Annotated in this window: 18 protein-coding genes; 14 read left to right on the plus strand and 4 right to left on the minus strand. The window is 62.6% G+C overall.

Annotation, left to right across the window (positions count from 1 at the left end; genetic code table 11):
- The 4 genes from NGM28_RS13695 to NGM28_RS13710 all read left to right on the plus strand — a co-directional run bounded on the left by NGM28_RS13695 (nt 1) and on the right by NGM28_RS13710 (nt 5,901).
- Nucleotides 1-633 (plus strand): DsbA family protein, encoded by a 633-nt coding sequence (locus tag NGM28_RS13695; RefSeq protein ID WP_252090508.1) that lies wholly within the window; start codon nt 1-3, stop codon nt 631-633.
- Nucleotides 626-2,458 (plus strand): ABC transporter ATP-binding protein, encoded by a 1,833-nt coding sequence (locus NGM28_RS13700; protein WP_252090509.1) that lies wholly within the window; start codon nt 626-628, stop codon nt 2,456-2,458. Before NGM28_RS13695 ends, NGM28_RS13700 begins: the two co-directional genes overlap by 8 nt.
- 162 nt (nt 2,459-2,620) lie before the next feature.
- Nucleotides 2,621-5,077, plus strand: a complete 2,457-nt coding sequence (locus NGM28_RS13705; RefSeq protein WP_252090510.1) for an EAL domain-containing protein — start codon at nt 2,621-2,623, stop codon at nt 5,075-5,077.
- Between the two features lie 38 nt (nt 5,078-5,115).
- Complete coding sequence (locus tag NGM28_RS13710; RefSeq protein ID WP_252090511.1) at nt 5,116-5,901, plus strand: iron-containing redox enzyme family protein; 786 nt, start codon at nt 5,116-5,118, stop codon at nt 5,899-5,901.
- 70 nt (nt 5,902-5,971) lie between these two features.
- Here the strand turns inward: NGM28_RS13710 and NGM28_RS13715 are convergent, their stop codons facing one another.
- The 4 genes from NGM28_RS13715 to NGM28_RS13730 form a co-directional block, all read right to left on the minus strand.
- Nucleotides 5,972-6,712, minus strand: a complete 741-nt coding sequence (locus NGM28_RS13715; RefSeq protein ID WP_252090512.1) for a YciK family oxidoreductase — start codon at nt 6,710-6,712, stop codon at nt 5,972-5,974.
- A 110-nt stretch (nt 6,713-6,822) separates the two neighbouring features.
- The gene (gene mupP, locus NGM28_RS13720; protein ID WP_011532767.1) at nt 6,823-7,494 is read right to left on the minus strand and encodes an N-acetylmuramic acid 6-phosphate phosphatase MupP; all 672 of its coding nucleotides are present in this window, start codon (nt 7,492-7,494) and stop codon (nt 6,823-6,825) included.
- A 2-nt stretch (nt 7,495-7,496) separates the two neighbouring features.
- On the minus strand, nt 7,497-8,195 hold the full coding sequence (gene ubiG, locus NGM28_RS13725; RefSeq protein WP_011532768.1) for a bifunctional 2-polyprenyl-6-hydroxyphenol methylase/3-demethylubiquinol 3-O-methyltransferase UbiG: 699 nt from the start codon (nt 8,193-8,195) through the stop codon (nt 7,497-7,499).
- A gap of 63 nt (nt 8,196-8,258) precedes the next feature.
- On the minus strand, nt 8,259-9,572 hold the full coding sequence (locus tag NGM28_RS13730) for a TRZ/ATZ family hydrolase (RefSeq protein ID WP_502943854.1): 1,314 nt from the start codon (nt 9,570-9,572) through the stop codon (nt 8,259-8,261).
- A gap of 123 nt (nt 9,573-9,695) precedes the next feature.
- On the opposite strand from NGM28_RS13730, the gene mtnA reads away from it, so the two are divergent.
- The 10 genes from mtnA to NGM28_RS13780 all read left to right on the plus strand — a co-directional run bounded on the left by mtnA (nt 9,696) and on the right by NGM28_RS13780 (nt 23,707).
- Nucleotides 9,696-10,772, plus strand: a complete 1,077-nt coding sequence (gene mtnA / locus NGM28_RS13735; protein WP_252090514.1) for an S-methyl-5-thioribose-1-phosphate isomerase — start codon at nt 9,696-9,698, stop codon at nt 10,770-10,772.
- 247 nt (nt 10,773-11,019) lie between these two features.
- The gene (gene gyrA / locus NGM28_RS13740; RefSeq protein ID WP_240065955.1) at nt 11,020-13,782 is read left to right on the plus strand and encodes a DNA gyrase subunit A; all 2,763 of its coding nucleotides are present in this window, start codon (nt 11,020-11,022) and stop codon (nt 13,780-13,782) included.
- Between the two features lie 244 nt (nt 13,783-14,026).
- On the plus strand, nt 14,027-15,112 hold the full coding sequence (gene serC / locus NGM28_RS13745) for a 3-phosphoserine/phosphohydroxythreonine transaminase (RefSeq protein WP_240065956.1): 1,086 nt from the start codon (nt 14,027-14,029) through the stop codon (nt 15,110-15,112).
- On the plus strand, nt 15,112-16,206 hold the full coding sequence (pheA, locus tag NGM28_RS13750; RefSeq protein ID WP_011532773.1) for a prephenate dehydratase: 1,095 nt from the start codon (nt 15,112-15,114) through the stop codon (nt 16,204-16,206). The genes serC and pheA overlap by 1 nt, the downstream gene beginning before the upstream one ends.
- 156 nt (nt 16,207-16,362) lie before the next feature.
- Nucleotides 16,363-18,603: a bifunctional prephenate dehydrogenase/3-phosphoshikimate 1-carboxyvinyltransferase gene (locus tag NGM28_RS13755; protein WP_252090515.1), complete on the plus strand. Its 2,241-nt coding sequence runs from the start codon at nt 16,363-16,365 to the stop codon at nt 18,601-18,603.
- The gene (gene cmk / locus NGM28_RS13760) at nt 18,600-19,286 is read left to right on the plus strand and encodes a (d)CMP kinase (protein ID WP_011532775.1); all 687 of its coding nucleotides are present in this window, start codon (nt 18,600-18,602) and stop codon (nt 19,284-19,286) included. The genes NGM28_RS13755 and cmk overlap by 4 nt, the downstream gene beginning before the upstream one ends.
- 124 nt (nt 19,287-19,410) lie before the next feature.
- Nucleotides 19,411-21,087 (plus strand): 30S ribosomal protein S1, encoded by a 1,677-nt coding sequence (gene rpsA, locus NGM28_RS13765; RefSeq protein WP_240065958.1) that lies wholly within the window; start codon nt 19,411-19,413, stop codon nt 21,085-21,087.
- A 317-nt stretch (nt 21,088-21,404) separates the two neighbouring features.
- Nucleotides 21,405-21,701, plus strand: a complete 297-nt coding sequence (gene ihfB, locus NGM28_RS13770) for an integration host factor subunit beta (RefSeq protein WP_240065959.1) — start codon at nt 21,405-21,407, stop codon at nt 21,699-21,701.
- A gap of 20 nt (nt 21,702-21,721) precedes the next feature.
- The gene (locus NGM28_RS13775; protein ID WP_240065960.1) at nt 21,722-21,964 is read left to right on the plus strand and encodes a LapA family protein; all 243 of its coding nucleotides are present in this window, start codon (nt 21,722-21,724) and stop codon (nt 21,962-21,964) included.
- Nucleotides 21,965-22,663: 699 nt separating this feature from the next.
- Entirely contained in the window at nt 22,664-23,707 is a 1,044-nt protein-coding gene (locus tag NGM28_RS13780; protein WP_240065961.1) for an LPS O-antigen chain length determinant protein WzzB, read from the plus strand.
- The last annotated feature ends 13 nt before the right edge of the window (nt 23,708-23,720 follow it).

A 23,720-nucleotide genomic window follows, 5' to 3' on the forward strand; every position in this document is an offset into this window, starting at 1 on the left:
ATGTCCGCACGCCTGCTCTATGTGATGGACCCGATGTGCTCCTGGTGCTGGGGTTTCGCTCCGGTGGCCGAGGCATTGATCGCCCAGGCCCGTGAGGCCGGGGTCGGCACCCGGCTGGTGCCGGGCGGCCTGCGCAGCGGCGGCAGCGCCCTGGACGCCTCGACCCGCAAGTACATCCTCGAGCATTGGCAGGCCGTGCATGATGCCACCGGGCAGCCGTTCCGCTTCGAAGGCGCGATGCCCGACGGTTTCGTCTATGACACCGAACCTGCGTGCCGCGCGCTGGTCGCGGCGCGGGAGCTGGATGACCAGCGCGCCTGGCGTTTGCTCAAGCTGATCCAGCGTTCGTTCTACGAGCAGGGCGTCGACGTCACCCGTGCCCCGCAACTGGTGGACCTGGCCGAGCAGGCCGGATACGACCGTGAGCCGTTCGCGCACCGTTTTGCCAGCCATGACACCCGGGCCGCCACCAGCGCCGATTTTGCCTGGGTGCAGGACCTGGGTATCGCCGGTTTCCCCACGCTGCTCGCCGAGCGCAATGGCCAACTGGCACTGCTGACCAACGGCTACCAGCCGCTGGAAAGCCTGCAGCCCTTGCTCGGCCGCTGGCTGCAGCAGGCCACCTGTGCTTGATCTGCCAGGGTCGCCAGACCCTGTGCCAGGGAAGCCCCCTGCCGTGCCTGATCGCCTGAGCTGGGCGGAAATCCGCCGCCTGGCCCTGCAACACAGGAAAGCCCTGTGGACCGCCAACCTGGTGGCCGTGCTCGCGGCCCTGTGCAGCGTGCCGATCCCGCTGCTGCTGCCGCTGCTGGTGGACGAAGTGCTGCTGGGGCATGGCGACGCCGCGCTGAAGTGGATGAACAACTTCCTGCCTGCCGGCTGGCAGGTCGCGGCTGGCTACATCGGCCTGATGCTGTGCGCCACCCTGGGCCTGCGTTTGGCCGCGCTGGCGTTCAATGTGGTCCAGGCCAAGCTGTTCGCCGGGCTGGCCAAGGATATCGTCTACCGCCTGCGCATTCGCCTGATCGAGCGGCTCAAGCGTATTTCCCTCAAGGAATACGAGAGCCTGGGCAGCGGCACGGTGACCACCCATCTGGTTACCGACCTGGATACCCTCGACAAATTCGTCGGTGAAACCCTCAGCCGCTTCCTGGTGGCCGTACTGACGCTGACCGGCACCGCCGCGATCCTGATCTGGATGCACTGGCAGCTGGCATTGCTGATCCTGCTGTTCAACCCACTGGTGATCTACTTCACCGTGCAGTTGGGCAAGCGCGTCAAGCACCTGAAGAAGCTTGAGAACGACAGTACCGCACGTTTCACCCAGGCGCTGACCGAAACGTTGGACGCCATCCAGGAAATCCGTGCCGGCAACCGCCAGGGGTATTTCCTCGGGCGCCTGGGCCTGCGCGCCCGCGAGGTGCGTGACTATGCCGTGGCCTCGCAGTGGAAGAGCGATGCCAGTGGCCGCGCCAGTGGCCTGCTGTTCCAGTTCGGTATCGATATCTTCCGCGCCGCGGCCATGCTTACCGTGCTGTTCTCCGACCTGTCCATCGGCCAGATGCTGGCGGTGTTCAGCTACCTGTGGTTCATGATTGGCCCGGTGGAGCAGCTGTTGAACCTGCAATACGCCTACTACGCGGCAGGTGGGGCGCTCAGCCGGCTCAATGAGCTGCTGGCGCGTGCCGACGAGCCACAGTATCCGGCGGCCAGCGATCCGTTCGCCGGGCGCGAGACGGTGGGGCTTGAAGTGCGCGACCTGCGTTTTGCCTACGCGGAAGAACCCGTACTCGACCAGCTCAACCTGTCCATTGCCCCGGGCGAGAAGGTGGCCATCGTCGGCGCCAGTGGTGGTGGCAAGAGCACCCTGGTGCAGTTGCTGCTGGGGTTGTACAGCGCCCAGGCCGGGACCATTCGTTTTGGTGGCGCCAGCCTGCAGGAGATTGGCCTGGAGACGCTGCGCGAGAACGTCGCGGTGGTGCTGCAGCACCCGTCGCTGTTCAACGACAGCGTGCGCGCCAACCTCACCATGGGCCGTGACTGCAGCGACGAAGCCTGCTGGCAGGCGCTGCGCATCGCCCAGCTGGATGCCACCATCGCCGCCTTGCCCCAGAGGCTGGACAGCGTGGTCGGGCGCTCAGGGGTGCGTCTGTCCGGCGGCCAGCGTCAGCGATTGGCGATTGCCCGCATGGTGCTGGCCGAGCCCAAGGTGGTCATCCTCGACGAAGCCACCTCGGCACTGGACGCGGCCACCGAGTACAACCTGCACCAGGCCTTGGCACGTTTCCTCAGCGGCCGCACCACCCTGATCATTGCCCACCGCCTTTCGGCGGTGAAGCAGGCCGACCGGGTGCTGGTGTTCGACGGCGGGCACGTGGCCGAGGATGGCGGTCACCAGCAACTGATCGCCGAAGGTGGGTTGTACGCCAAGCTGTACGGGCATTTGCAGCAGACTTGAGAAAAACAGCTGCAAGTTTCAAGCTGCAAGCTACAAGTGAGGGCAACTTTGTTTTTTCTTGCGGCTTGTGGCTTGTAGCTTGTCGCTGCCTCATGGCAAATGGCCTACGCTGTGCTTGTCTAGGTCGATTCGTGCCTTATCTGCCGCAGTGACAGGGACCACATGAAGGGAAATCGGACGCTCGAGGCACCAAGGCTGCTGGGTATCATCTGGCCTTTCGTCGCCGTTGTGGTCTTCCAGGTGCTGCTGGGCAGCCTGAGCCTCTATGCATTGTCCGCCATGCGCGCCTATGTGGCAGGCGAGAGCTTGTGGTCCAAGGCGCAGAAAGACGCCATCTACTATCTGAGCCTCTACGCCGAAGACCGTGATCCGCGGACGTTCGAGCGCTACCAGCGAGCCATCCTCGTACCGAAAGGCGACCATGACCTGCGCCTGGCCCTGGATCGCCCCGAGCCGGACCTCGAGGCTGCGCGCGCGGGTATCCTGCAGGGCGGCAACCACCCCGACGATGTCGCCCGGATCATCTGGTTCTACCGCAATTTCCGCCATATCAGCTACATGGAAACGGCCATCGATCTCTGGGATGTGGGTGACGACTACCTGCGCCAGCTCGATGTGCTGGCCGTGCAGATGCGCGACGGCTTCAACGCCGGTGGCGTCGAGGCGCGGCAGGTGCTGGACTGGAAGGCGCATATCGTTGCCATCAACGATGGCGTGACGCCGGCCGCCAAGGCGTTCAGCGATGCGCTGGGCGAAGGCTCGCGGGTACTGCTCAAGGTACTCATGCTCACCAACCTGGCCACGGCGCTGTTCCTGATCGCCATGGCCTGGCGGCGCTCGAGCAAGTTGCTGGCCCAGCGCCAGGCCTTCGCCATCGCCTTGCAGGAGGAGAAGGAGCGGGCGCAGATCACCCTCGAGTCGATCGGTGACGCCGTGATCACTGCCGATGTCGACGGCTGTATCGCCTATATGAATCCGGCCGCTGAGCAGTTGACCCATTGGCAGGCCGCCCAGGCGCAGGGGCTGCCCCTGGCGGCCCTGTTCAGCCTGCTCGACGAGAACGCCGAAAGCGACAGCCGCACGTTGGTCGAGCAGGTGCTTAGTGGCAGCCTCAAGGGTGGTGCCGAGCACGCCCGGCTGATCCAGCGCCTGGACGGCAGTACCGTGTCGGTCAACCTGGTGGGGTCGCCCATCCTCACCGAAGGGCAGGTCAGCGGCATCGTCGTGGTGCTGCACGACATGACCCAGGAGCGCCAGTACATCGCCAACCTGTCCTGGCAGGCCACCCATGACGCGCTCACCGGCCTGGCCAACCGGCGCGAGTTCGAGTATCGCCTGGAGCAGGCGCTCAATGCCCTGGCGCGCCAGGCTGGGCGCCATTCGCTGATGTTCCTCGACCTCGATCAGTTCAAGTTGGTCAATGACACCTGTGGGCATGCCGCCGGCGACGAGTTGCTGCGGCATATCTGTGCAGTGCTGCAATCCGGTCTGCGCGAGGGCGACACACTGGCCCGACTGGGCGGTGACGAGTTCGGCGTGCTGCTGGAGAACTGCCCGCCGGACCAGGCCGAGCGCATCGCCGAGCACCTGCGCCAAGCGGTGCAAAGCCTGCATTTCGTCTGGAAGGGGCGGCCCTTCGTTACCACGGTCAGCATTGGCCTGGTGCATATTGCCCAGCCGCCCGGCACCCTGGAAGCCTCGCTGCGCGCCGCCGACATGGCTTGCTACATGGCCAAGGAAAAAGGCCGCAACCGGGTCCAGGTGTACCATGCCGACGACAGCGAGCTGTCCATGCGTTTCGGCGAGATGGCCTGGATCCAGCGCCTGCACGTGGCCCTGGAAGAAAACCGCTTCTGCCTCTATGCCCAGGAAATTGCCCCCCTGCGGCCACACGAAGGCGCTGGGCATCTCGAGATCCTGCTGCGCCTGCACGACGAAAACGGTCGCACCATCCTGCCGGACAGTTTCATCCCCGCCGCCGAACGCTATGGCCTCATGACCGCCCTCGATCGTTGGGTGGTGCGCAGTGTGTTCCAGGTGGTGCGCCAGTGCCTGGACGAAGGCCGTGAAGGGCCGCTGGCGATGTGTGCGATCAACCTGTCGGGGTCGAGCATCGGCGATGACAAGTTCCTCGAGTACCTGCAGCGGCTGTTCGAGGAGTTTTCCATCCCACCCTGGCTGATTTGTTTTGAAATTACCGAAACCAGCGCGATCGCCAATCTGGGCAGTGCGATTCGATTCATCAATGAATTGAAGGCGCTGGGCTGTAAATTCTCCCTGGATGACTTCTGTGCCGGAATGTCGTCATTCGCCTATTTGAAGCATTTGCCTGTAGACTTCCTGAAGATCGACGGAAGTTTCGTCAAGGACATGCTCGATGACCCGATCAACCGGGCGATGGTCGAAGTGATCAATCACATCGGCCACGTCATGGGCAAGCGGACCATCGCCGAGTTCGTCGAGACGCCGTTGATCGAGCAGGCGTTGCAGGAGATCGGCGTGGACTATGCCCAGGGCTACCTCATCGAACGCCCGCAGGTCTTCACCTGCGACAGCCTGCAGCGCCAACGGATTGCCGCGAGGCCCCTGCTGCACCGGGCGCCGGGGACCTTTCGCTGAACTTTGCCCGGTCATCACAGGGAATCAAGGAGCTGACAGTGATTGACGCGTTCGTAAGGATCGGACCATTGATGGATCCGGCCAGTTATCCGGATTGGGCCCAGCAACTGATCGAGGATTGCCGCGAAAGCAAGCGCCGAGTAGTCGAGCACGAGTTCTATCAGCGCCTGCGCGATGGCCAGCTGCGGCCGGCCACCATCCGCCAGTACCTGATAGGTGGCTGGCCGGTGGTCGAACAGTTTTCGTTGTACATGGCCCACAACCTCACCAAGACCCGTTATGCCCGCCATCCTGGAGAGGATATGGCGCGGCGCTGGCTGATGCGCAACATCCGCGTCGAACTCAACCATGCCGACTACTGGGTGCACTGGTGCCAGGCCCATGGCATTCACCTGCACGAGCTGCAGGCCCAGGAAGTGCCGCCCGAGCTCAATGGCCTGAACGACTGGTGCTGGCGGGTATGCGCCACCGAGTCGCTGGCCATCTCGATGGCGGCCACCAACTACGCCATCGAAGGCGCCACGGGCGAATGGTCGGCGGTGGTCTGCTCGACTGATACCTACGCCCAAGGCTTCCCCGAGGAAACCCGCAAGCGCGCGATGAAGTGGCTGAAGATGCACGCCCAGTACGACGATGCCCACCCGTGGGAGGCGTTGGAGATCATCTGCACCCTGGCCGGCGAGAACCCCACGCTGGGGTTGCGCACCGAGCTGCGCAGGTCGATCTGCAAGAGCTACGACTGCATGTTCCTGTTCCTGGAGCGTTGCATGCAGCTGGAAGGGCGTCAGCAGGGGCGGGTGCGCCCGGCACTGGCGGCAGGCTGAGAACGTTCGCCGGCAAGCCGGCTCCTGCAAGGTCAATCTCGTAGGAGCCGGCTTGCCGGCGAACAGGCCCTTATTGCGCGTTCAGCGCCTGCCCGTTCACATCCTTGCTGTCCGGCCCCATCAGGTACAGGTACACCGGCATGATCTCTTCGGGTAGCGGGTTGTTCTGCGGGTTTTCGCTCGGATACGCCTGGGCCCGCATCGCCGTGCGCGTGGCGCCCGGGTTGATGCTGTTGGCGCGTACCGGCGCGACACCTTCGAGCTCATCGGCGAGGGTCTGCATCAGCCCTTCGGTGGCGAACTTCGAAACGCCATAGGCGCCCCAGTAGGCCCGGCCCTTGCGCCCGACGCTGCTGGAGGTGAACACCACCGAGGCGTCCTCCGACAGCTTGAGCAGCGGCAGCAGGGTGCTGGTGAGCATGAAGGTGGCGTTGACGTTGATATGCATCACACGCATGAAATTGTCGCCGGACAACTGCTCCAGCGGTGTACGGGGGCCGATGATCGACGCGTTGTTGAGCAAGCCGTCGAGGCGCCCGAACTGCTCCTCGATCATCACCGCCAGTTCGTCGTACTGGTGGGGCAGGGCGGTTTCCAGGTTGAACGGGATCACCACGGGCTGCGGGTGGCCGGCGGCTTCGATCTGGTCGTACACCTCGTTGAGGTTGGCCTCGGTCTTGCCCAGTAGCAGCACGGTGGCGCCCAATGTTGCATAGGCTTTGGCAGCGGCGGCGCCGATGCCGCGGCCGGCGCCGGTGACGAGGATGATCCGGCCCTTTAGCAGGTCGGGGCGGGCGGTGTAGTCGAACATGTCAGATCCTTGAGTGAGAGCTGCAAGCTACAAGCTACAAGCAACAAGAGTGAGTTGGCGTGATGCCTGTCGGCTCTTGCAGCTTGAAGCATGTAGCTTGCCGCTGAAAGTCAGCAGCCACACAGCGCGCTGTCGATCACCTTGCGCAGTTCCAGCGGGTGGTCCACCACCACGTCGGCGCCCCAGTTGTTGGGGTTGTCCTCTGGATGAATATAGCCATAGCGCACGGCTGCGGTGCGGGTGCCGGCGTCGCGGCCGGACTCGATATCACGCAGATCGTCACCGACGAACAGCACGCTGGCCGGGTCGAGGTCGAGGGTCTTGCAGGCCAGGATCAACGGCTCGGGGTCGGGCTTGCTGTTTTTCACGTGGTCGGGGCAGATCAGCAGTGCCGAGCGCTCGGCCAGGCCCAGGCGTTGCATGATCGGCTCGGCAAAGCGCACCGGCTTGTTGGTGACCACGCCCCACAGCAGGTTGCCTTTCTCGATGTCGGCCAGCAGTTCCGGCATGCCGTCGAACAGTTTGCTGTGCACCGCACAATCACGCTGATAGCGCTCGAGGAACTCCAGGCGCAGGGCCTCGAAGCCTTCCGCGTCCGGGTCCATGGCGAAGGTCGCGGCGACCATGGCCCGGGCACCACCGGAAATCACGTCACGGATGCGTGCATCGTCGATGGTCGGCAGGCCGCGGTCGGTGAGCATTGCCTGGCAGATGGCGATAAAGTCCGGCGCCGTGTCCAGCAGGGTGCCGTCCATGTCGAAGAGTACTGCTCGCAGGCGCATGCTCATTCCTCGCGCAGGGTCTGGATCATGTAGTTGACGTCGACGTCGTTGCTCAGCTTGTAGTGCTTGGTCAACGGGTTGTACGTGAGGCCGATGATGTCCTTCACTTCAAGCCCGGCGACGCGGCTCCAGGCGCCCAGCTCCGAAGGGCGGATGAATTTCTTGAAGTCATGGGTGCCGCGCGGCAGCATCTTGAGGATGTACTCGGCGCCGATGATGGCCAGCAGGTAGGCTTTCGGATTGCGGTTGATGGTCGAGAAGAACACCTGGCCGCCCGGCTTGACCATGCGGTAGCAGGCGCGGATCACCGACGACGGGTCGGGCACGTGTTCGAGCATTTCCAGGCAGGTGACCACGTCGAACTGTTCGGGCATCTCCTCGGCCAGGGCCTCGGCGGTGATCTGCCGGTATTCGACGTCCACGCCGGATTCCAGCTGGTGCAGTTGGGCTACTGCCAGCGGCGCCTCGCCCATGTCGATGCCGGTGACGGTGGCGCCGCGCTGGGCCATCGCCTCGCTGAGGATGCCGCCGCCGCAACCGACGTCCAGGACCTTCTTGCCGGCCAGGCTCACGCGCTCGTCGATCCAGTTGACCCGCAGCGGGTTGATGTCGTGCAGCGGCTTGAACTCGCTCTCGCGGTCCCACCAGCGATGGGCCAGGGCCTCGAACTTGGCGATTTCGGCGTGGTCGACGTTGCTCATGTGAACAGTCCTCTGAATCTTCGATGAAAGTGCTACAGGGCGGCAGCCGTGGCTGCCGGCCGGTTATTCGTTGCGCCCGCCGATGCGGGCTCCCCAGGCGCGGGCCGTGCTGGCCAGCGCGGCTTCGTCCATCTGCGTCAGGCGGCGGTCTTGAACCAGAACATGGCCGGCGACCCAGACGTCTTTCACGCAATCGCGGCCGGTGGCGTAGATCAGTTGCGAGACCGGGTCGTGCACCGGTTGCTGCTGCAGGCCGGAGAGGTCGAAGGCGACCAGGTCGGCGGCCTTGCCTACTTCCAGCGAGCCGGTGATGGCCTCCAATCCCAGTGCCCGGGCGCCATTGAGCGTGGCCATGCGCAGGGCGCGATGGGCGTCCAGCGCCGTGGCCGTACCTGCGACCGCCTTGGCCAGCAGGGCGGCGGTACGGGTCTCGCCGAGCAGGTCGAGGTCGTTGTTGCTGGCGGCGCCGTCGGTGCCGACCGCCACATTCACACCGGCCTGCCACAGGCGCTCCACCGGGCAGAAGCCGCTGGCCAGCTTGAGGTTGGATTCGGGGCAGTGGACCACGCTGGTGTTGCTTTCTACCAGCAGCGCCAGATCCTCGTCGCTGACCTGGGTCATGTGCACCGCCTGCAGGTTGGGGCCGAGCAGGCCCAGGCGGGCGAGGCGGGCCAGTGGGCGCTCGCCGTTATCCTTGAGGGCCTGCTCGATTTCGCTGGCGGTCTCGTGGATATGCATGTGCACGGGCGCGTCGAGCTGGTCGGCGATGATGCGTATCTTCTCCAGGTTCGCGTCACTGACGGTATAGGGGGCATGCGGGCCAAGGGCGACAGTGATACGCGGGTGGTGGCGCAGGTCGCCGAACAGCTCGATGGCCAGGTGCAGGCCTTCTTCCGGTGTGCGGGCGCCGGGGATGGGGAAGTCCAGCAGGGGGGCGTCGATTTGCGCGCGGATGCCACTGCGGTGCACGCGGTCGCAGGCTTCGCGGGGGAAGAAGTACATGTCGGCGAAACAGGTGATGCCGCCCTTGAGCTGTTCAGCAATGGCAAGGTCCGTGCCGTCGCGCACGAAGGCTTCATCGACCCAGCGCCCTTCGGCCGGCCAGATGTGCTCCTCGAGCCAGGTCATCAGCGGCAGGTCGTCGGCCAGCCCCCGGAACAACGACATGGCGGCATGGCCGTGAGCATTGACCAGGCCGGGGGTGAGCAGGCAATCGGGGAGCTCCCGCACCTGTTTTGCCAATGGGGCGCGCTCACGCGGCCCGAGCCAGGCGATCTGGCCATCGCGGATGCCCAGCGCATGATGTTCCAGCACCACGCCAGCCGGCTCCACGGGTACCAGCCAGCGCGGTGCCAGCAACAGGTCAAGGGGGGGCATGGAGGAAGACATGCGCGGTATATACCAGGGTCGGTTCGGTTAAACGCGCAGTATACCCGAGCGGCCGCGGCTGAGGGTCGCTATAATCGCCGCCTTTTGATGCCAGGGCGACGGGGAGAGGCGATGCGCGAGCAACTGATGGCGGCGGAGACGGTGACGGGCATCGAATGGCACGATGGCGCGCTGCACCTGCTCGACCAGCGCCTGCTGCCATTGGAGCAGTGCTGGCTGACTTGCACCAGTGTGGCGCAGGTGGCCGAGGCGATCAGCGACATGGTGGTGCGCGGCGCTCCGGCAATCGGCATTAGCGCCGCCTATGGGCTGGTGCTGGCGTTGCGTCAGCGCCTGGCCGAAGGCGAGGGGTGGGAGGAGTCCCTGGAAGAGGACTTCCTGGCGCTGGGCGAGGCGCGCCCCACGCCTGCCAACCTGTTCTGGGCGCTCAATCGCATGCGTGAGCGCCTGCAGCGCCTGCGTCCAGGCGAGGATGTGCTGGCAGTCATGGAGGCCGAGGCGATCGCCATCCATGAAAGTGATCGTGAAGCCAACCTGACCATGGCCCAGTTCGGTGTGGAGCAGATCCGCAAGCACCAAGGCAGCGAGCAGGCCCTGCTCACCCATGGCAACGCCGGGGCACTGGCTACCGGTGGCTTTGGCACCGCCTTGGGGGTGATTCGCGCCGCCACGCTGGAGGGGATGGTCGAGCAGGTTTATGCCTGTGAATCCCGTCCGTGGCTGCAAGGGTCGCGGCTGACCGCGTGGGAGCTGGCCGCCGACGGCGTGCCAGTGACCGTGGTTGCCGATGCGGCGGCAGGGCACCTGATGAAAACCAAGGGCATCAGTTGGGTGGTGGTCGGCGCCGACTGCATCGCCGCCAATGGCGACGTGGCGGCGAAGATCGGCACCTACCAGATAGCGGTGGCGGCCATGCATCACGGGCTGCGCTTCATGGTGGTGGCGCCCAGCAGCAGCATCGACCTGAACCTGGCCACGGGCGAGGATATCCCGCTGGAGACGCGCGGCGTGGAAGAGTTGCTGGAAGTGGCGGGTATCCAAGTCACGGCCGATGTCGAGGTGTACAACCCGGTGGTCGATGTCACGCCAGCCGACCTGATCGACGTGATCGTTACCGAAAAGGGCGTGGTCGAACGCCCGGATGCGGCGAAAATCGCCCAGCTGATGTGTCGCAAACGCCTCCACTGAGGCGTTTTTCAATTCATTCGGATGGTGCTGCATGGCAACCTGCCGCATCTCCCATGCGTCCAGCGTTTGTGATACCATCCGGCAGTTTCCAAGGCCGTTCTTTGCAGCGGCCTTCATTGCGCAGATCCATGGCACAACTCATTGATTTGTCGTATGTCGTCGCTTCCCTTCACGCAGCGGCGGCGAGCTTCGTTCGTCCTACGAGGGACCAGGCGAAGTTTCACCAGAAAAAGGAATCAGGCTTCTCATGGGCGAACTGGCCAAAGAAATCCTCCCGGTCAATATCGAAGACGAACTGAGACAGTCTTACCTCGACTACGCGATGAGCGTGATTGTCGGGCGAGCGCTGCCCGATGCGCGTGACGGCTTGAAGCCCGTGCATCGTCGCGTTCTCTATGCGATGAGCGAGCTGGGCAACGACTGGAACAAGCCGTACAAGAAATCCGCCCGTGTGGTCGGTGACGTGATCGGTAAGTACCACCCGCACGGCGACACTGCCGTGTACGACACCATCGTGCGCATGGCGCAGCCGTTCTCGCTGCGCTACCTGCTGGTCGATGGCCAGGGCAACTTCGGTTCGGTGGACGGCGACAACGCCGCGGCCATGCGATACACCGAAGTGCGCATGTCCAAGCTGGCCCACGAGCTGCTGGCCGACCTGCATAAAGAAACCGTCGACTGGGTGCCCAACTACGACGGTACCGAGCAGATCCCGGCGGTCATGCCGACCAAGATCCCCAACCTGCTGGTCAACGGTTCCAGCGGTATCGCCGTGGGCATGGCCACCAACATCCCGCCGCACAACCTGGGCGAAGTGATCGATGGTTGCCTGGCGCTGATCGATAATTCCGACATCACGGTCGATGAGCTGATGCAGTTCATCCCGGGCCCGGACTTCCCGACAGCAGGCCTGATCAACGGTCGTCAGGGCATCATCGAGGCCTATCGCACCGGCCGTGGCCGCATTTATATGCGCGCCCGTTCGGAAATCGAAGACATCGACAAGGTCGGTGGCCGCCAGCAGATCGTCGTTACCGAGCTCCCTTACCAGCTGAACAAGGCGCGTCTGATCGAGAAGATCGCCGAGCTGGTCAAGGAGAAGAAGATCGAAGGCATCACCGAGCTGCGCGATGAGTCCGACAAGGACGGCATGCGCATCGTCATCGAGCTGCGTCGCGGCGAGGTGCCGGAGGTGGTGCTCAACAACCTCTACCAGCAGACTCAGCTGCAGAGCGTGTTCGGCATCAACATCGTCGCCCTGATCGACGGTCGTCCGCGCCTGCTGAACCTGAAGGACTTGCTCGAAGCGTTCGTCCGTCACCGCCGTGAGGTAGTGACGCGTCGTACCGTGTTCGAGCTGCGCAAGGCCCGTGAGCGCGGTCACATTCTCGAAGGTCAGGCCGTTGCGCTGTCCAACATCGATCCGGTCATCGCCCTGATCAAGGCTTCGCCGACGCCGTCCGAGGCCAAGGAAGCCCTGGTCAGCACCGCCTGGGAATCCAGCGCCGTGCAGGTGATGGTCGAGCGCGCTGGCGCCGACTCCTGCCGCCCGGAAGACCTGCCGGAGCAGTATGGTCTGCGTGAAGGCAAGTACTACCTGTCGCCGGAACAGGCCCAGGCCATCCTCGACCTGCGTCTGCACCGCCTGACCGGCCTGGAGCATGAGAAGCTGCTGGCTGAGTACCAGGAAATCCTGGAGCAGATCGGTGAACTGATCCGCATCCTCAGCAGCGCCGAGCGCCTGATGGAAGTGATCCGCGAAGAGCTCGAAGCGATCCGTGCCGAGTACGGCGATGCCCGTCGCACCGAAATCCTCGATGCCCGTCACGACCTCAACTACGGGGACATGATCCCCGAAGAAGAGCGCGTGGTGACCATCTCCCACGGCGGCTACGCCAAGACGCAACCGTTGTCCGCCTACCAGGCCCAGCGCCGTGGCGGCAAGGGCAAGTCGGCGACCGGCGTGAAGGACGAGGACTACATCGAACACCTGCTGGTCGCCAACAGCCATGCGACGCTCCTGCTGTTCTCCAGCAAGGGTAAGGTGTACTGGCTCAAGACGTATGACATTCCCGAGGCCTCCCGCGCCGCCCGTGGCCGTCCGCTGGTCAACCTGCTGCCGCTGGAGGAGGGTGAGCGCATCACCGCCATGCTGCAGATCGACCTGGAAGCCCTGCAGCAGCACGCCGATCCGGAAGAAGAGCTGGAAGACGGTGACGACGGTGTGATCGAGGGTGAGCTGGTCGAGGTCGAGGAAGTCGACGAGGAAGACGGCGACACGCCAGAGTGGGCTGCCGAGCCTACCGGCGCCTACATCTTCATGGCCACTGCCTCCGGTACCGTCAAGAAGACCCCGCTGGTGCAGTTCGCTCGTCCGCGCTCCAATGGCCTGATCGCCTTGAAGCTCAAGGAGGGTGACACCTTGATCGCCGCTGCTATCACCGACGGTGCCAAGGAAGTCATGATGTTCTCCGACGCCGGCAAGGTGATCCGCTTCGCCGAGAGCGTGGTGCGCGAAATGGGCCGTACCGCCCGTGGCGTGCGTGGCATGAAGCTGGGCAAGGGGCAGCGCATCATTTCCATGCTGATTCCGGAGTCTGGCGCGCAAATCCTTACCGCCTCCGAGCGCGGCTTCGGCAAGCGTACTCCGCTGTCGAAGTTCCCGCGTCGTGGTCGTGGTGGCCAAGGTGTGATCGCCATGGGCACCAAGGGGCGCAACGGCCTGCTGACCGGCGCTATCCAGGTGCAGGAAGGCGAAGAGATCATGCTGATCTCCGATCAGGGTACTTTGGTGCGCACGCGGGTTGGCGAAGTGTCCAGCCTGGGCCGTAACACCCAGGGTGTTACGCTGATCAAGCTGGCCACCGACGAGACATTGGTCGGCGTGGAGCGTGTCCAGGAGCCATCCGAGGAAGAGCTCGACGAGCTGATCGAAACGGACGAGGAGGGCGCCCCGCTCGATGCGGTGGGCGAGGACGACGCGGGTGCTGAAGAGGCGCCTCAGGAATAAGTGAAGCAACAACCCGAGCGGGGCGACCAAGGTCGCCCCGTTTGACTGATTGGAACAGGCAACGCCGGCCCTTTGTAGGAGCGGCCTTGTGCCGCGAAAGGGCCGCGTGGCGGCCCCGGAATATTAGCGGCACAGTATGATCTGGGGGCTGCTTCGCAGCCCTTTCGCGGCGCAAGGCCGCTCCTACAGGGCTTGGCGAGCCTGCAAGTTACGATTTGTTCTATTTGGCAGAGCGAGAGTGGATGTGAGCAAACGAGCCTTTAACTTCTGCGCAGGCCCGGCCGCGCTTCCTGATGCTGTCCTGCAGCGTGCCCAGGCCGAAATGCTGGACTGGCGCGGCAAGGGTCTGTCGGTGATGGAAATGAGCCATCGCAGCGACGACTACGTGGCCATCGCCGAAAAGGCCGAACAGGACCTGCGCGATCTGCTGTCCGTCCCCTCCAACTACAAGGTGCTGTTCCTGCAGGGTGGTGCCAGCCAGCAGTTCGCCGAGATTCCGCTGAACCTGCTGCCGGAAAACGGCGTCGCTGATTACGTCGAGACCGGTATCTGGTCGAAAAAAGCCATCGAGGAAGCACGTCGCTTCGGTAGCGTCAACGTTGCTGCCAGCGCCAAGGCATACGATTACCTGGCGATCCCTGGCCAGAACGAATGGCAGCTGAGCAAGAACGCCGCCTACCTGCACTATGCGTCCAACGAGACCATCGGCGGCCTGCAGTTCGACTGGGTGCCCGAGGCCGGTGACGTACCGCTGGTGGTCGATATGTCCTCGGACATCCTCTCGCGCCCGATCGACGTCTCCCAGTACGGCCTGATCTACGCCGGTGCGCAGAAGAACATCGGCCCCAGCGGCCTGGTGGTGGTGATCGTGCGCGAAGACCTGCTGGGGCGCGCCCGCAGCAGTTGCCCGACCATGCTCGACTACAAGGTCTCGGCTGACAACGGCTCGATGTACAACACCCCGGCCACCTACTCCTGGTACCTCTCGGGCCTGGTGTTCGAGTGGCTCAAGGAGCAGGGTGGCGTCGAGGCGATGGAGCAGCGCAACCGCGCGAAGAAAGACCGCCTGTACGGTTTCATCGACGCCAGCGAGTTCTACACCAACCCGATCAGCCACAACGCCCGTTCGTGGATGAACGTGCCGTTCCGCCTGGCCGACGAGCGCCTGGACAAGGCCTTCCTCGCGGGCGCTGATGCCCGCGGCCTGCTGAACCTCAAGGGGCATCGTTCGGTTGGCGGCATGCGCGCCTCGATCTACAACGCCTTGGGTCTGGAGGCTGTCGAAGCCCTGGTCGGCTACATGGCCGAGTTCGAGAAGGAGCACGCTTGATGTCCGATCAGGAACTCAAGGCGCTGCGCGTTCGCATCGACAGCCTCGACGAGAAGATCCTCGAGCTGATCAGCGAGCGCGCCCGTTGCGCCCAGGAAGTCGCCAAGGTCAAGACCGCCACCCTCGCCGAAGGCGAGAAGCCGGTGTTCTACCGCCCCGAGCGCGAGGCAGCGGTGCTCAAGCGCGTCATGGAGCGCAACAAGGGGCCGTTGGACAACGAAGAGATGGCGCGGCTGTTCCGTGAAATCATGTCTTCCTGCCTGGCCCTGGAAGAGCCGCTCAAGATCGCCTACCTCGGCCCCGAGGGCACCTTCACCCAGGCGGCGGCCATGAAGCATTTCGGCCATGCCGTGGTCAGCCGCCCGATGGCGGCCATCGACGAGGTGTTCCGCGAGGTGGCGGCCGGTGCCGTCAACTTCGGCGTGGTGCCGGTGGAGAACTCCACCGAGGGTGCGGTCAGCCATACGCTGGACAGCTTCCTCGAGCACGACATGGTGATCTGTGGCGAAGTCGAGCTGCGTATCCACCACCACCTGTTGGTGGGTGAGAACACCAAGACCGACAGCATCACCCGCATCTACTCCCATGCCCAGTCGCTGGCCCAGTGCCGCAAGTGGCTGGACGCCCACTATCCGAACGTCGAGCGCGTGGCGGTGTCCAGCAACGCCGAGGCGGCCAAGCGGGTCAAGGGCGAGTGGAACTCGGCGGCGATCGCCGGCGACATGGCGGCCAACCTGTATGGCCTGACCCGTCTGGCCGAGAAGATCGAGGACCGCCCGGACAACTCCACGCGCTTCCTCATGATCGGCAGCCAGGAAGTGCCGCCGACCGGCGACGACAAGACCTCGATCATCGTCTCCATGAGCAACAAGCCGGGGGCGCTGCATGAGCTGCTCGTGCCGTTCCATGAAAACGGCATCGACCTCACTCGCATCGAAACCCGTCCGTCGCGTAGTGGTAAATGGACCTACGTGTTCTTCATCGACTTCGTCGGTCACCACCGCGATCCGTTGATCAAGGCGGTCCTGGAGCAGATCAGCCAGGAGGCCGTGGCGCTGAAGGTGCTGGGCTCCTATCCGAAGGCGGTGCTTTGATCTTGTCTGTGGGGGCCGCTTTGCGGCCCATCGCCGGCAAGCCGGCTCCTACGGATCTGCGCTGTCTCTGTAGGAGCCGGCTTGCCGGCGATGGGCTGCAAGGCAGCCCCAATGGGTCTCGCAGATTGCCTAGATTTCTGAACAGGGTTCGCACTCGTGGTTGATGTTGTAACAAAACAATCCGCACCGCTTATCGGTCGCCTGGTCGTGGTCGGCCTCGGTCTGATCGGCGGCTCGTTCGCCAAGGGCCTGCGCGAAAGCGGCCTGTGCCGCGAAGTGGTTGGTGTCGATCTCGATGCCGAGTCGCGCAAGCAGGCCGTAGCGCTGGGCGTGGTCGATCGCTGCGAGGAAGACCTCGCAGCCGCCTGTGTCGGCGCCGATGTCATTCAGTTGGCAGTACCGATCCTGGCCATGGAGAAACTTCTGGCTCGCCTGGCTCAGCTTGACCTGGGCGGCGCGGTGGTCACTGATGTGGGCAGTGCCAAGGGCAACGTGGTGCGTGCTGCTCGCGAGTCCTTCGCCGAGCGGCTGCTGCGCTTCGTGCCGGGACATCCGATCGCGGGTTCCGAGCAGAGTGGCGTGGAAGCTTCCAATGCGGCATTGTTCCGCCGCCACAAGGTGATCCTCACGCCGTTGCCGGAAACCGACCCGCAGGCATTGGCCCTGGTCGATCGTTTGTGGCGCGCGCTGGATGCCGACGTCGAGCATATGTCGGTCGAACGCCACGACGAAGTGTTGGCCGCGACCAGTCACTTGCCGCACCTGTTGGCCTTCGGTCTGGTCGACTCGCTGGCCAAGCGCAATGAAAACCTGGAGATCTTCCGGTACGCTGCGGGGGGCTTCCGCGATTTCACGAGAATCGCCGGCAGCGACCCGATCATGTGGCACGACATCTTCCTCGCCAACCGCGAGGCTGTCCTGCGCACCCTCGATACATTTCGCAGCGACCTCGGCGCCTTGCGCGACGCGGTCGATGCTGGGGACGGGCACCAGCTGCTGGGTGTTTTCACCCGCGCCCGGGTTGCCCGCGAGCATTTCAGTAAAATCCTGGCCCGCCGGGCCTATGTGGACGCTATGAACGCCAACGACCTGATTTTCCTGGCCCAACCTGGTGGCCGCGTGTCCGGACGGATTCGCGTACCAGGCGACAAATCGATCTCGCATCGCTCGATCATGCTCGGCTCGCTGGCCGAAGGCACCACCGAGGTGGAAGGTTTCCTTGAGGGCGAGGACGCCCTGGCTACCCTGCAGGCCTTCCGCGACATGGGCGTGGTCATCGAAGGCCCGCACCATGGTCGCGTGACCATTCATGGTGTTGGTCTGCACGGCCTCAAGCCGCCACCCGGGCCGCTGTACGTCGGCAATTCCGGCACCTCGATGCGCCTGCTGTCCGGCCTGCTGGCGGCGCAGCCGTTCGACACCACCATGACCGGCGATGCCTCGCTGTCCAAGCGCCCGATGAACCGCGTAGCCAATCCGCTGCGTGAAATGGGCGCGGTGGTCGAGACCGGTCCTGAAGGCCGTCCGCCACTGACCATTCGTGGTGGCCACAAGCTCAAGGCGCTGAACTACACGCTGCCGATGGCCAGTGCCCAGGTCAAATCCTGCCTGTTGCTCGCCGGCCTGTACGCCGAGGGCACCACCACCGTCACCGAGCCTGCGCCGACCCGCGACCATACCGAGCGCATGCTGCGTGGCTTCGGCTATGCGGTTGAGTCGAATGGTCCGGTCGCTTCCTTGCAGTCCGGCGGTAAGCTGACCGCCACCCGCATCGAAGTGCCGGCGGACATTTCCTCCTCGGCATTCTTCCTGGTGGCAGCGTCCATCGCCGAAGGTTCCGAACTGGTCCTGGAGCACGTCGGTATCAACCCGACCCGCACCGGCGTGATCGACATCCTGCGCCTGATGGGCGGCGACATTACCCTGGAAAACCAGCGTGAAGTCGGTGGCGAGCCTGTGGCGGACCTGCGCGTGCGCGGGGCGAAGCTCAAGGGTATCGAGATCCCCGAGCACCTGGTGCCACTGGCCATCGATGAGTTCCCAGTGCTGTTCGTCGCCGCGGCCTGCGCCGAAGGGCGTACCGTGCTGCGTGGTGCTGAAGAGCTGCGGGTGAAGGAGTCGGACCGCATCCAGGTGATGGCGGATGGTCTGATCGCCTTGGGCGTGAAGTGCGAGCCGACCCCGGATGGCATCATCATCGATGGTGGCCAGATCGGTGGCGGTGAAGTGCACGGTCACGGTGATCACCGTATCGCCATGGCCTTCAGCATTGCTTCTCTGCGCGCCAGTGCGCCGATTGTCATTCATGATTGCGCCAACGTCGCCACATCGTTCCCGAATTTCCTGGCGCTGTGCGCCGAAGTCGGTATTCGTGTTGCCGAAGAGGGCAAGTCGTGAGTTCGCAAGCACCGGTCATCACCATTGACGGGCCTAGCGGCTCGGGCAAAGGCACTGTCGCGGGCCTGCTGGCCCGTGAGCTGGGTTGGCGTTTGCTCGACTCCGGCGCCCTGTACCGGTTGCTGGCGTTCAACGCCAGTAACCACGGTGTCGACCTGACCAACGAAGAGTTGCTCAAGGCCCTGGCCGCTCATCTGGATGTGCAGTTCATCGCCGCCGAGCCGGGCAAGCTGCAGCAGATCATTCTTGAAGGCGAGGATGTCAGCAATGTCATCCGCACCGAGACTGTAGGTGCCGGCGCTTCGATGGTCGCCTCGTTGCCTGCGGTCCGCGAAGCATTGCTGCAACGCCAGCGCGCCTTCCGTGAGGCGCCCGGTCTGATTGCCGATGGCCGTGATATGGGGACTGTGGTGTTCCCGGACGCCCCCTTGAAAGTCTTCCTCACCGCCAGCGCAGAGGAGCGTGCTCGCCGACGCTACCTGCAGTTGAAGGGGAAGGGGGAAGATGTTAGTCTGTCAAGTCTGCTAGATGAGATCCGTGCGCGCGATGAGCGTGACACCCAGCGCGCAGTGGCCCCGCTCAAGCCGGCGGCCGATGCGATTCAGCTGGATTCCACGGAGCTGTCCATCGAGCAGGTGCTGCAACGCATCAGAAGCGAGCTCGCGCTGCGCGACCTCATCTGATGGAGAGGAGAGCAGGCAGGGGCACCAGTCAACGTCCTGCCGGCTTTTCTTTACTTAAACGAAACCCACATTGTCTGGAATGTGGCTATGGGCGTCTGTTTCGCCCGAATCTACAGGAATTAAAATGAGCGAAAGCTTTGCAGAACTCTTTGAAGAAAGCCTGAAAACCCTCAATCTTCAGCCGGGTGCCATCATCACCGGTATCGTTGTCGACATCGACGGCGACTGGGTTACCGTTCACGCTGGCCTGAAGTCCGAGGGCGTCATCCCGCTCGAGCAGTTCATCAACGAAGCTGGCGAGCTGTCCATCAAGGTCGGTGACGAAGTTCACGTTGCGCTGGATGCGGTCGAAGACGGCTTTGGCGAAACCAAGCTGTCCCGTGAAAAAGCCAAGCGCGCCGAGTGCTGGATTGTTCTGGAAGCTGCTTTCGCTGCCGAAGAAGTGGTCAAGGGCGTTATCAACGGTAAGGTTAAGGGCGGCTTCACTGTCGACGTTAACGGCATCCGTGCGTTCCTGCCGGGCTCCCTGGTTGATGTCCGCCCAGTGCGCGACACCACCCACCTGGAAGGCAAAGAGCTGGAATTCAAGGTCATCAAGCTGGACCAGAAGCGCAACAACGTTGTCGTTTCCCGTCGCAGCGTCCTGGAAGCCGAAAACAGCGCCGAGCGCGAAGCTCTGCTGGAATCGCTGCAGGAAGGCCAGCAGGTCAAGGGTATCGTCAAGAACCTCACCGACTACGGTGCGTTCGTCGACCTGGGCGGCGTCGATGGTCTGCTGCACATCACCGACATGGCCTGGAAGCGTATCAAGCACCCGTCCGAGATCGTCAACGTTGGTGACGAGATCGACGTCAAGGTCCTGAAGTACGATCGCGAGCGCAACCGCGTTTCGCTGGGTCTGAAGCAACTGGGCGAAGACCCATGGGTTGCTATCAAAGCCCGCTACCCAGAGAGCACTCGCGTCATGGCGCGCGTCACCAACCTGACCGACTACGGCTGCTTCGCTGAGCTGGAAGAAGGCGTTGAAGGCCTGGTGCACGTTTCCGAAATGGACTGGACCAACAAGAACATCCACCCGTCGAAAGTCGTTCAGGTTGGCGACGAAGTGGAAGTCATGGTTCTGGACATCGACGAAGAGCGTCGTCGTATCTCCCTGGGTATCAAGCAGTGCAAATCGAACCCATGGGAAGACTTCTCCGGCCAGTTCAACAAGGGTGACAAGATCACCGGTACCATCAAGTCGATCACCGACTTCGGTATCTTCATTGGCCTGGACGGCGGTATCGACGGTCTGGTTCACCTGTCGGACATCTCCTGGAACGAAGCTGGCGAAGAAGCCGTGCGTCGCTTCAAGAAGGGCGACGAGCTGGAAACCGTCATCCTGTCGGTTGACCCAGAGCGCGAGCGTATCTCCCTGGGTATCAAGCAACTGGAAGACGATCCGTTCTCCAACTTCGTTGCTCTGAACGACAAGGGCGCGATCGTCAAAGGTATCGTCAAGGAAGTTGACGCCAAAGGCGCCATCGTTACCCTGGGCGACGACATCGAGGCTACTCTGAAAGCTTCCGAAATCAGCCGTGACCGCGTTGAAGACGCTCGCAACGTGCTGAAGGAAGGCGAAGAGATCGAAGCCAAGATCATCAGCGTCGACCGCAAGTCCCGCGTCATCAGCCTGTCCATCAAATCGAAGGACGACGCTGAAGAGCGTGAAGCCATCCAGAGCCTGAAAAACGCTCCGGAAGCGGCTGCCGATACCACCATGGCTGCGCTGCTGCGCGAAGCAATGGCCAAGCAGAACTGAGTTCTGTTTGATCGGTAAAAAGGGCGACCCTCGGGTCGCCCTTTTTTTTGACTTGCAGGGCCCGATGCTCCCTTGTTTCGAGGCGGCTCTTGCCTCGAGAGGGGGGGGAGTCGCTCTTTAGAGCTGTTGCTTCGTTTTGGTGGTTGTCATGTGTTTGTGTCGAAAAACTCTCGGCCTAGGCAGGAGCATTCCTTCAGGCTTGTAGTCCTCTTCTTGAATTTTTTTGTTAAGTCAAGAACCGCCCTGTTCAAATCTCCCGGGGCGTGCTACAAACTGATTAAGCAATGATCTAGCTGCTTGATAACGAAGGGAAAAATATGACGAAGTCGGAGCTGATCGAACGAATTGTCACCCATCAGGGGCTGCTCTCGTCCAAGGATGTGGAGTTGGCCATCAAGACCATGCTTGAGCAGATGTCGCAGTGCTTGGCGACTGGAGATCGTATCGAAATTCGCGGTTTTGGCAGTTTTTCATTGCACTATCGTGCGCCGCGGGTGGGGCGAAACCCCAAGACTGGACAGTCGGTCAGTCTTGAGGGCAAGTATGTGCCTCACTTCAAACCCGGCAAGGAGTTGCGTGATCGGGTCAATGAGGAAGAAGATGCGCCTATCTGAACGAGAGAGGGTCCATCCTGATGCGTAACCTCAAGCGCGCCCTGGTAGTGCTGTTCGTGCTGTTGTTGGCGGCGTTGGTGTTGTTCTTCGTCCTGGAGAACCAACAGGCTGTTTCGCTGAAGATTTTTGGTTGGGCTGCACCGACAATGCCGATTGCAGTGCTGGTTCTTGCGGCATTGGTTTTCGGGCTGGCTGTAGGCCCGCTGCTGGGTGTTTATGGAGTGCTATCTGGTAGGCACAAGCTCCGTGCGTCCGCCCGTTAAAGAAGGTTTCTGGGCGATGCCCTTGTCCTCTGTTTCAGTGGGCGGGTGAGTCGAGGGGCGTTTATCGCTCGGGCGGCCGGCGCGAGGGGGCTTTTCGGTGTCAATGTTGCTCGAGCTTACTGTCTCTTCTGATGGGTTCGGCCGCACCCCTTTATTGTGCGGTGTGGTGTTCGCGATCCCGTTTTTACTGCTCGGCTTTCTTGCAGGCGTTTTTGCTGGTGCGCAGAGGTTTCCTGTCCAGATTGGCTGCGTACCCTCCTGGGCGCCCTTTGGTACTTCTTGAAGTCCATATTGCCCTATTGCCTTTGGATTGTCAGTGGGTGAGTAATGAGTGCGCGGGCCTAAGCGGTCGTGGTGGCTCATGTGGGGAGGGGCTTGTCTAGGGGGTAGAAAGTGGGCGTCAGCACTCCCTCTGGCGACTCCGATTACGAGTGCGTGGTGTTCAGGGGAGGGGCGGAGGCCTTTTTCAGGGATTGCCGCAATTGAGCAACAAATATCTGGTGGGATTTGTACCGCTGGTCGTTGTAGGGGAACCAATACAACTGGGTGCTTTCTACACTCGCCTGGTGCCAATTGAGCGTTGCCTCTACCCGAGGCTGGGGAATGCTGGCTACTCTTCGGGTTGAGCGAAGAGAGCTTAAGTCTTGTTGGGCTCTCGGGGGCTAGGCTAAAAATCAGACCCAAGGAAAAATAGAATAAATGCGCAGTGAACGTGAGCGCCTGAGTGCTGGTGATGAGATTGATCTGTTTGAACTAGTGGAAGGGTTGTGGAAGCAGAGGTTGTTGATTGTCGTTGTGATGATTGTGGTCATCGGTCTAGCGCTGGCCTACGCCCTGCGTGCGACACCTGTTTACGAGGCCAGGGTGATCGTGCAACCGCCCGCGCAAAATGACATTTCTCCACTCAACTATGGGCGAGGAGGGGACTCCGGGCTCAATATGCTTACTGTCAAAGAGGTGTATGGCGTTTATCTGCATCACCTGCAGTCGGAGTCGTTGCGTCGGGAGTTTTTCCAGGGTGTCTATCTCCCAAGCTTGTCTCCGGGGGAGCGCAAAGGGTCGCAGGATGAGCTCTATGCTCGTTTTGAAGGCCTGCTCACGCTGGGGGGGCTCTCCAAGGATGCTTTGCCTCGATTCTTTGTGAAGGTTGACCTGCCAGATCCTCGGTTGGCGGCGGATTGGGCGGTTCGTTACATTGAGATGGCTGGGCAGCTAGGGACGCATGAAATCACCGAGGACCTCAAGGCTGAAGCCGCGATGAAGTCCAGTAATCTCGAGCGTGAAATCGCTGCGGCGCGTGATGAAGCACGCAAACAGCGCGAGGATAGGATCATTCAATTGACTGAAGCCTTGCGAATAGCTCGATCAATCGGTTTGGAGCGGCCGCCGATCATTTCGAATGCCTTGTCCGGTGAGTTTTCCGCCAATATGAAGGACTCGCTTACCTATATGCGGGGGAGCAAGGCGCTGCTCGCTGAAATCGAGAACTTGCGCGACAGGGTGAGCGATGATCCGTTTGTACCTGGCCTTCGTCAGCGTCAACAGTTCCTGGATTTCTACCGTTCGGTTCATGTTGACACTGACCGAGTGCGGGTTTACCGGCAGGACGGCCCCGTCGAGTCTCCGGATCGGGCTGTGAAGCCCAGAAAGGGGGTCATTGTGGCATTTGGGGTGGTCGCTGGTATCGCATTGGGCGTTATGCTCGCCTTGTTGCGGAATTTGCGAGGCCTTCGTCGGCGCTAGTCGGGCGGAGGGG

The sequence above is a fragment of the Pseudomonas sp. MWU13-3659 genome (assembly GCF_023757525.1).
GTDB lineage: Bacteria > Pseudomonadota > Gammaproteobacteria > Pseudomonadales > Pseudomonadaceae > Aquipseudomonas > Aquipseudomonas entomophila_E.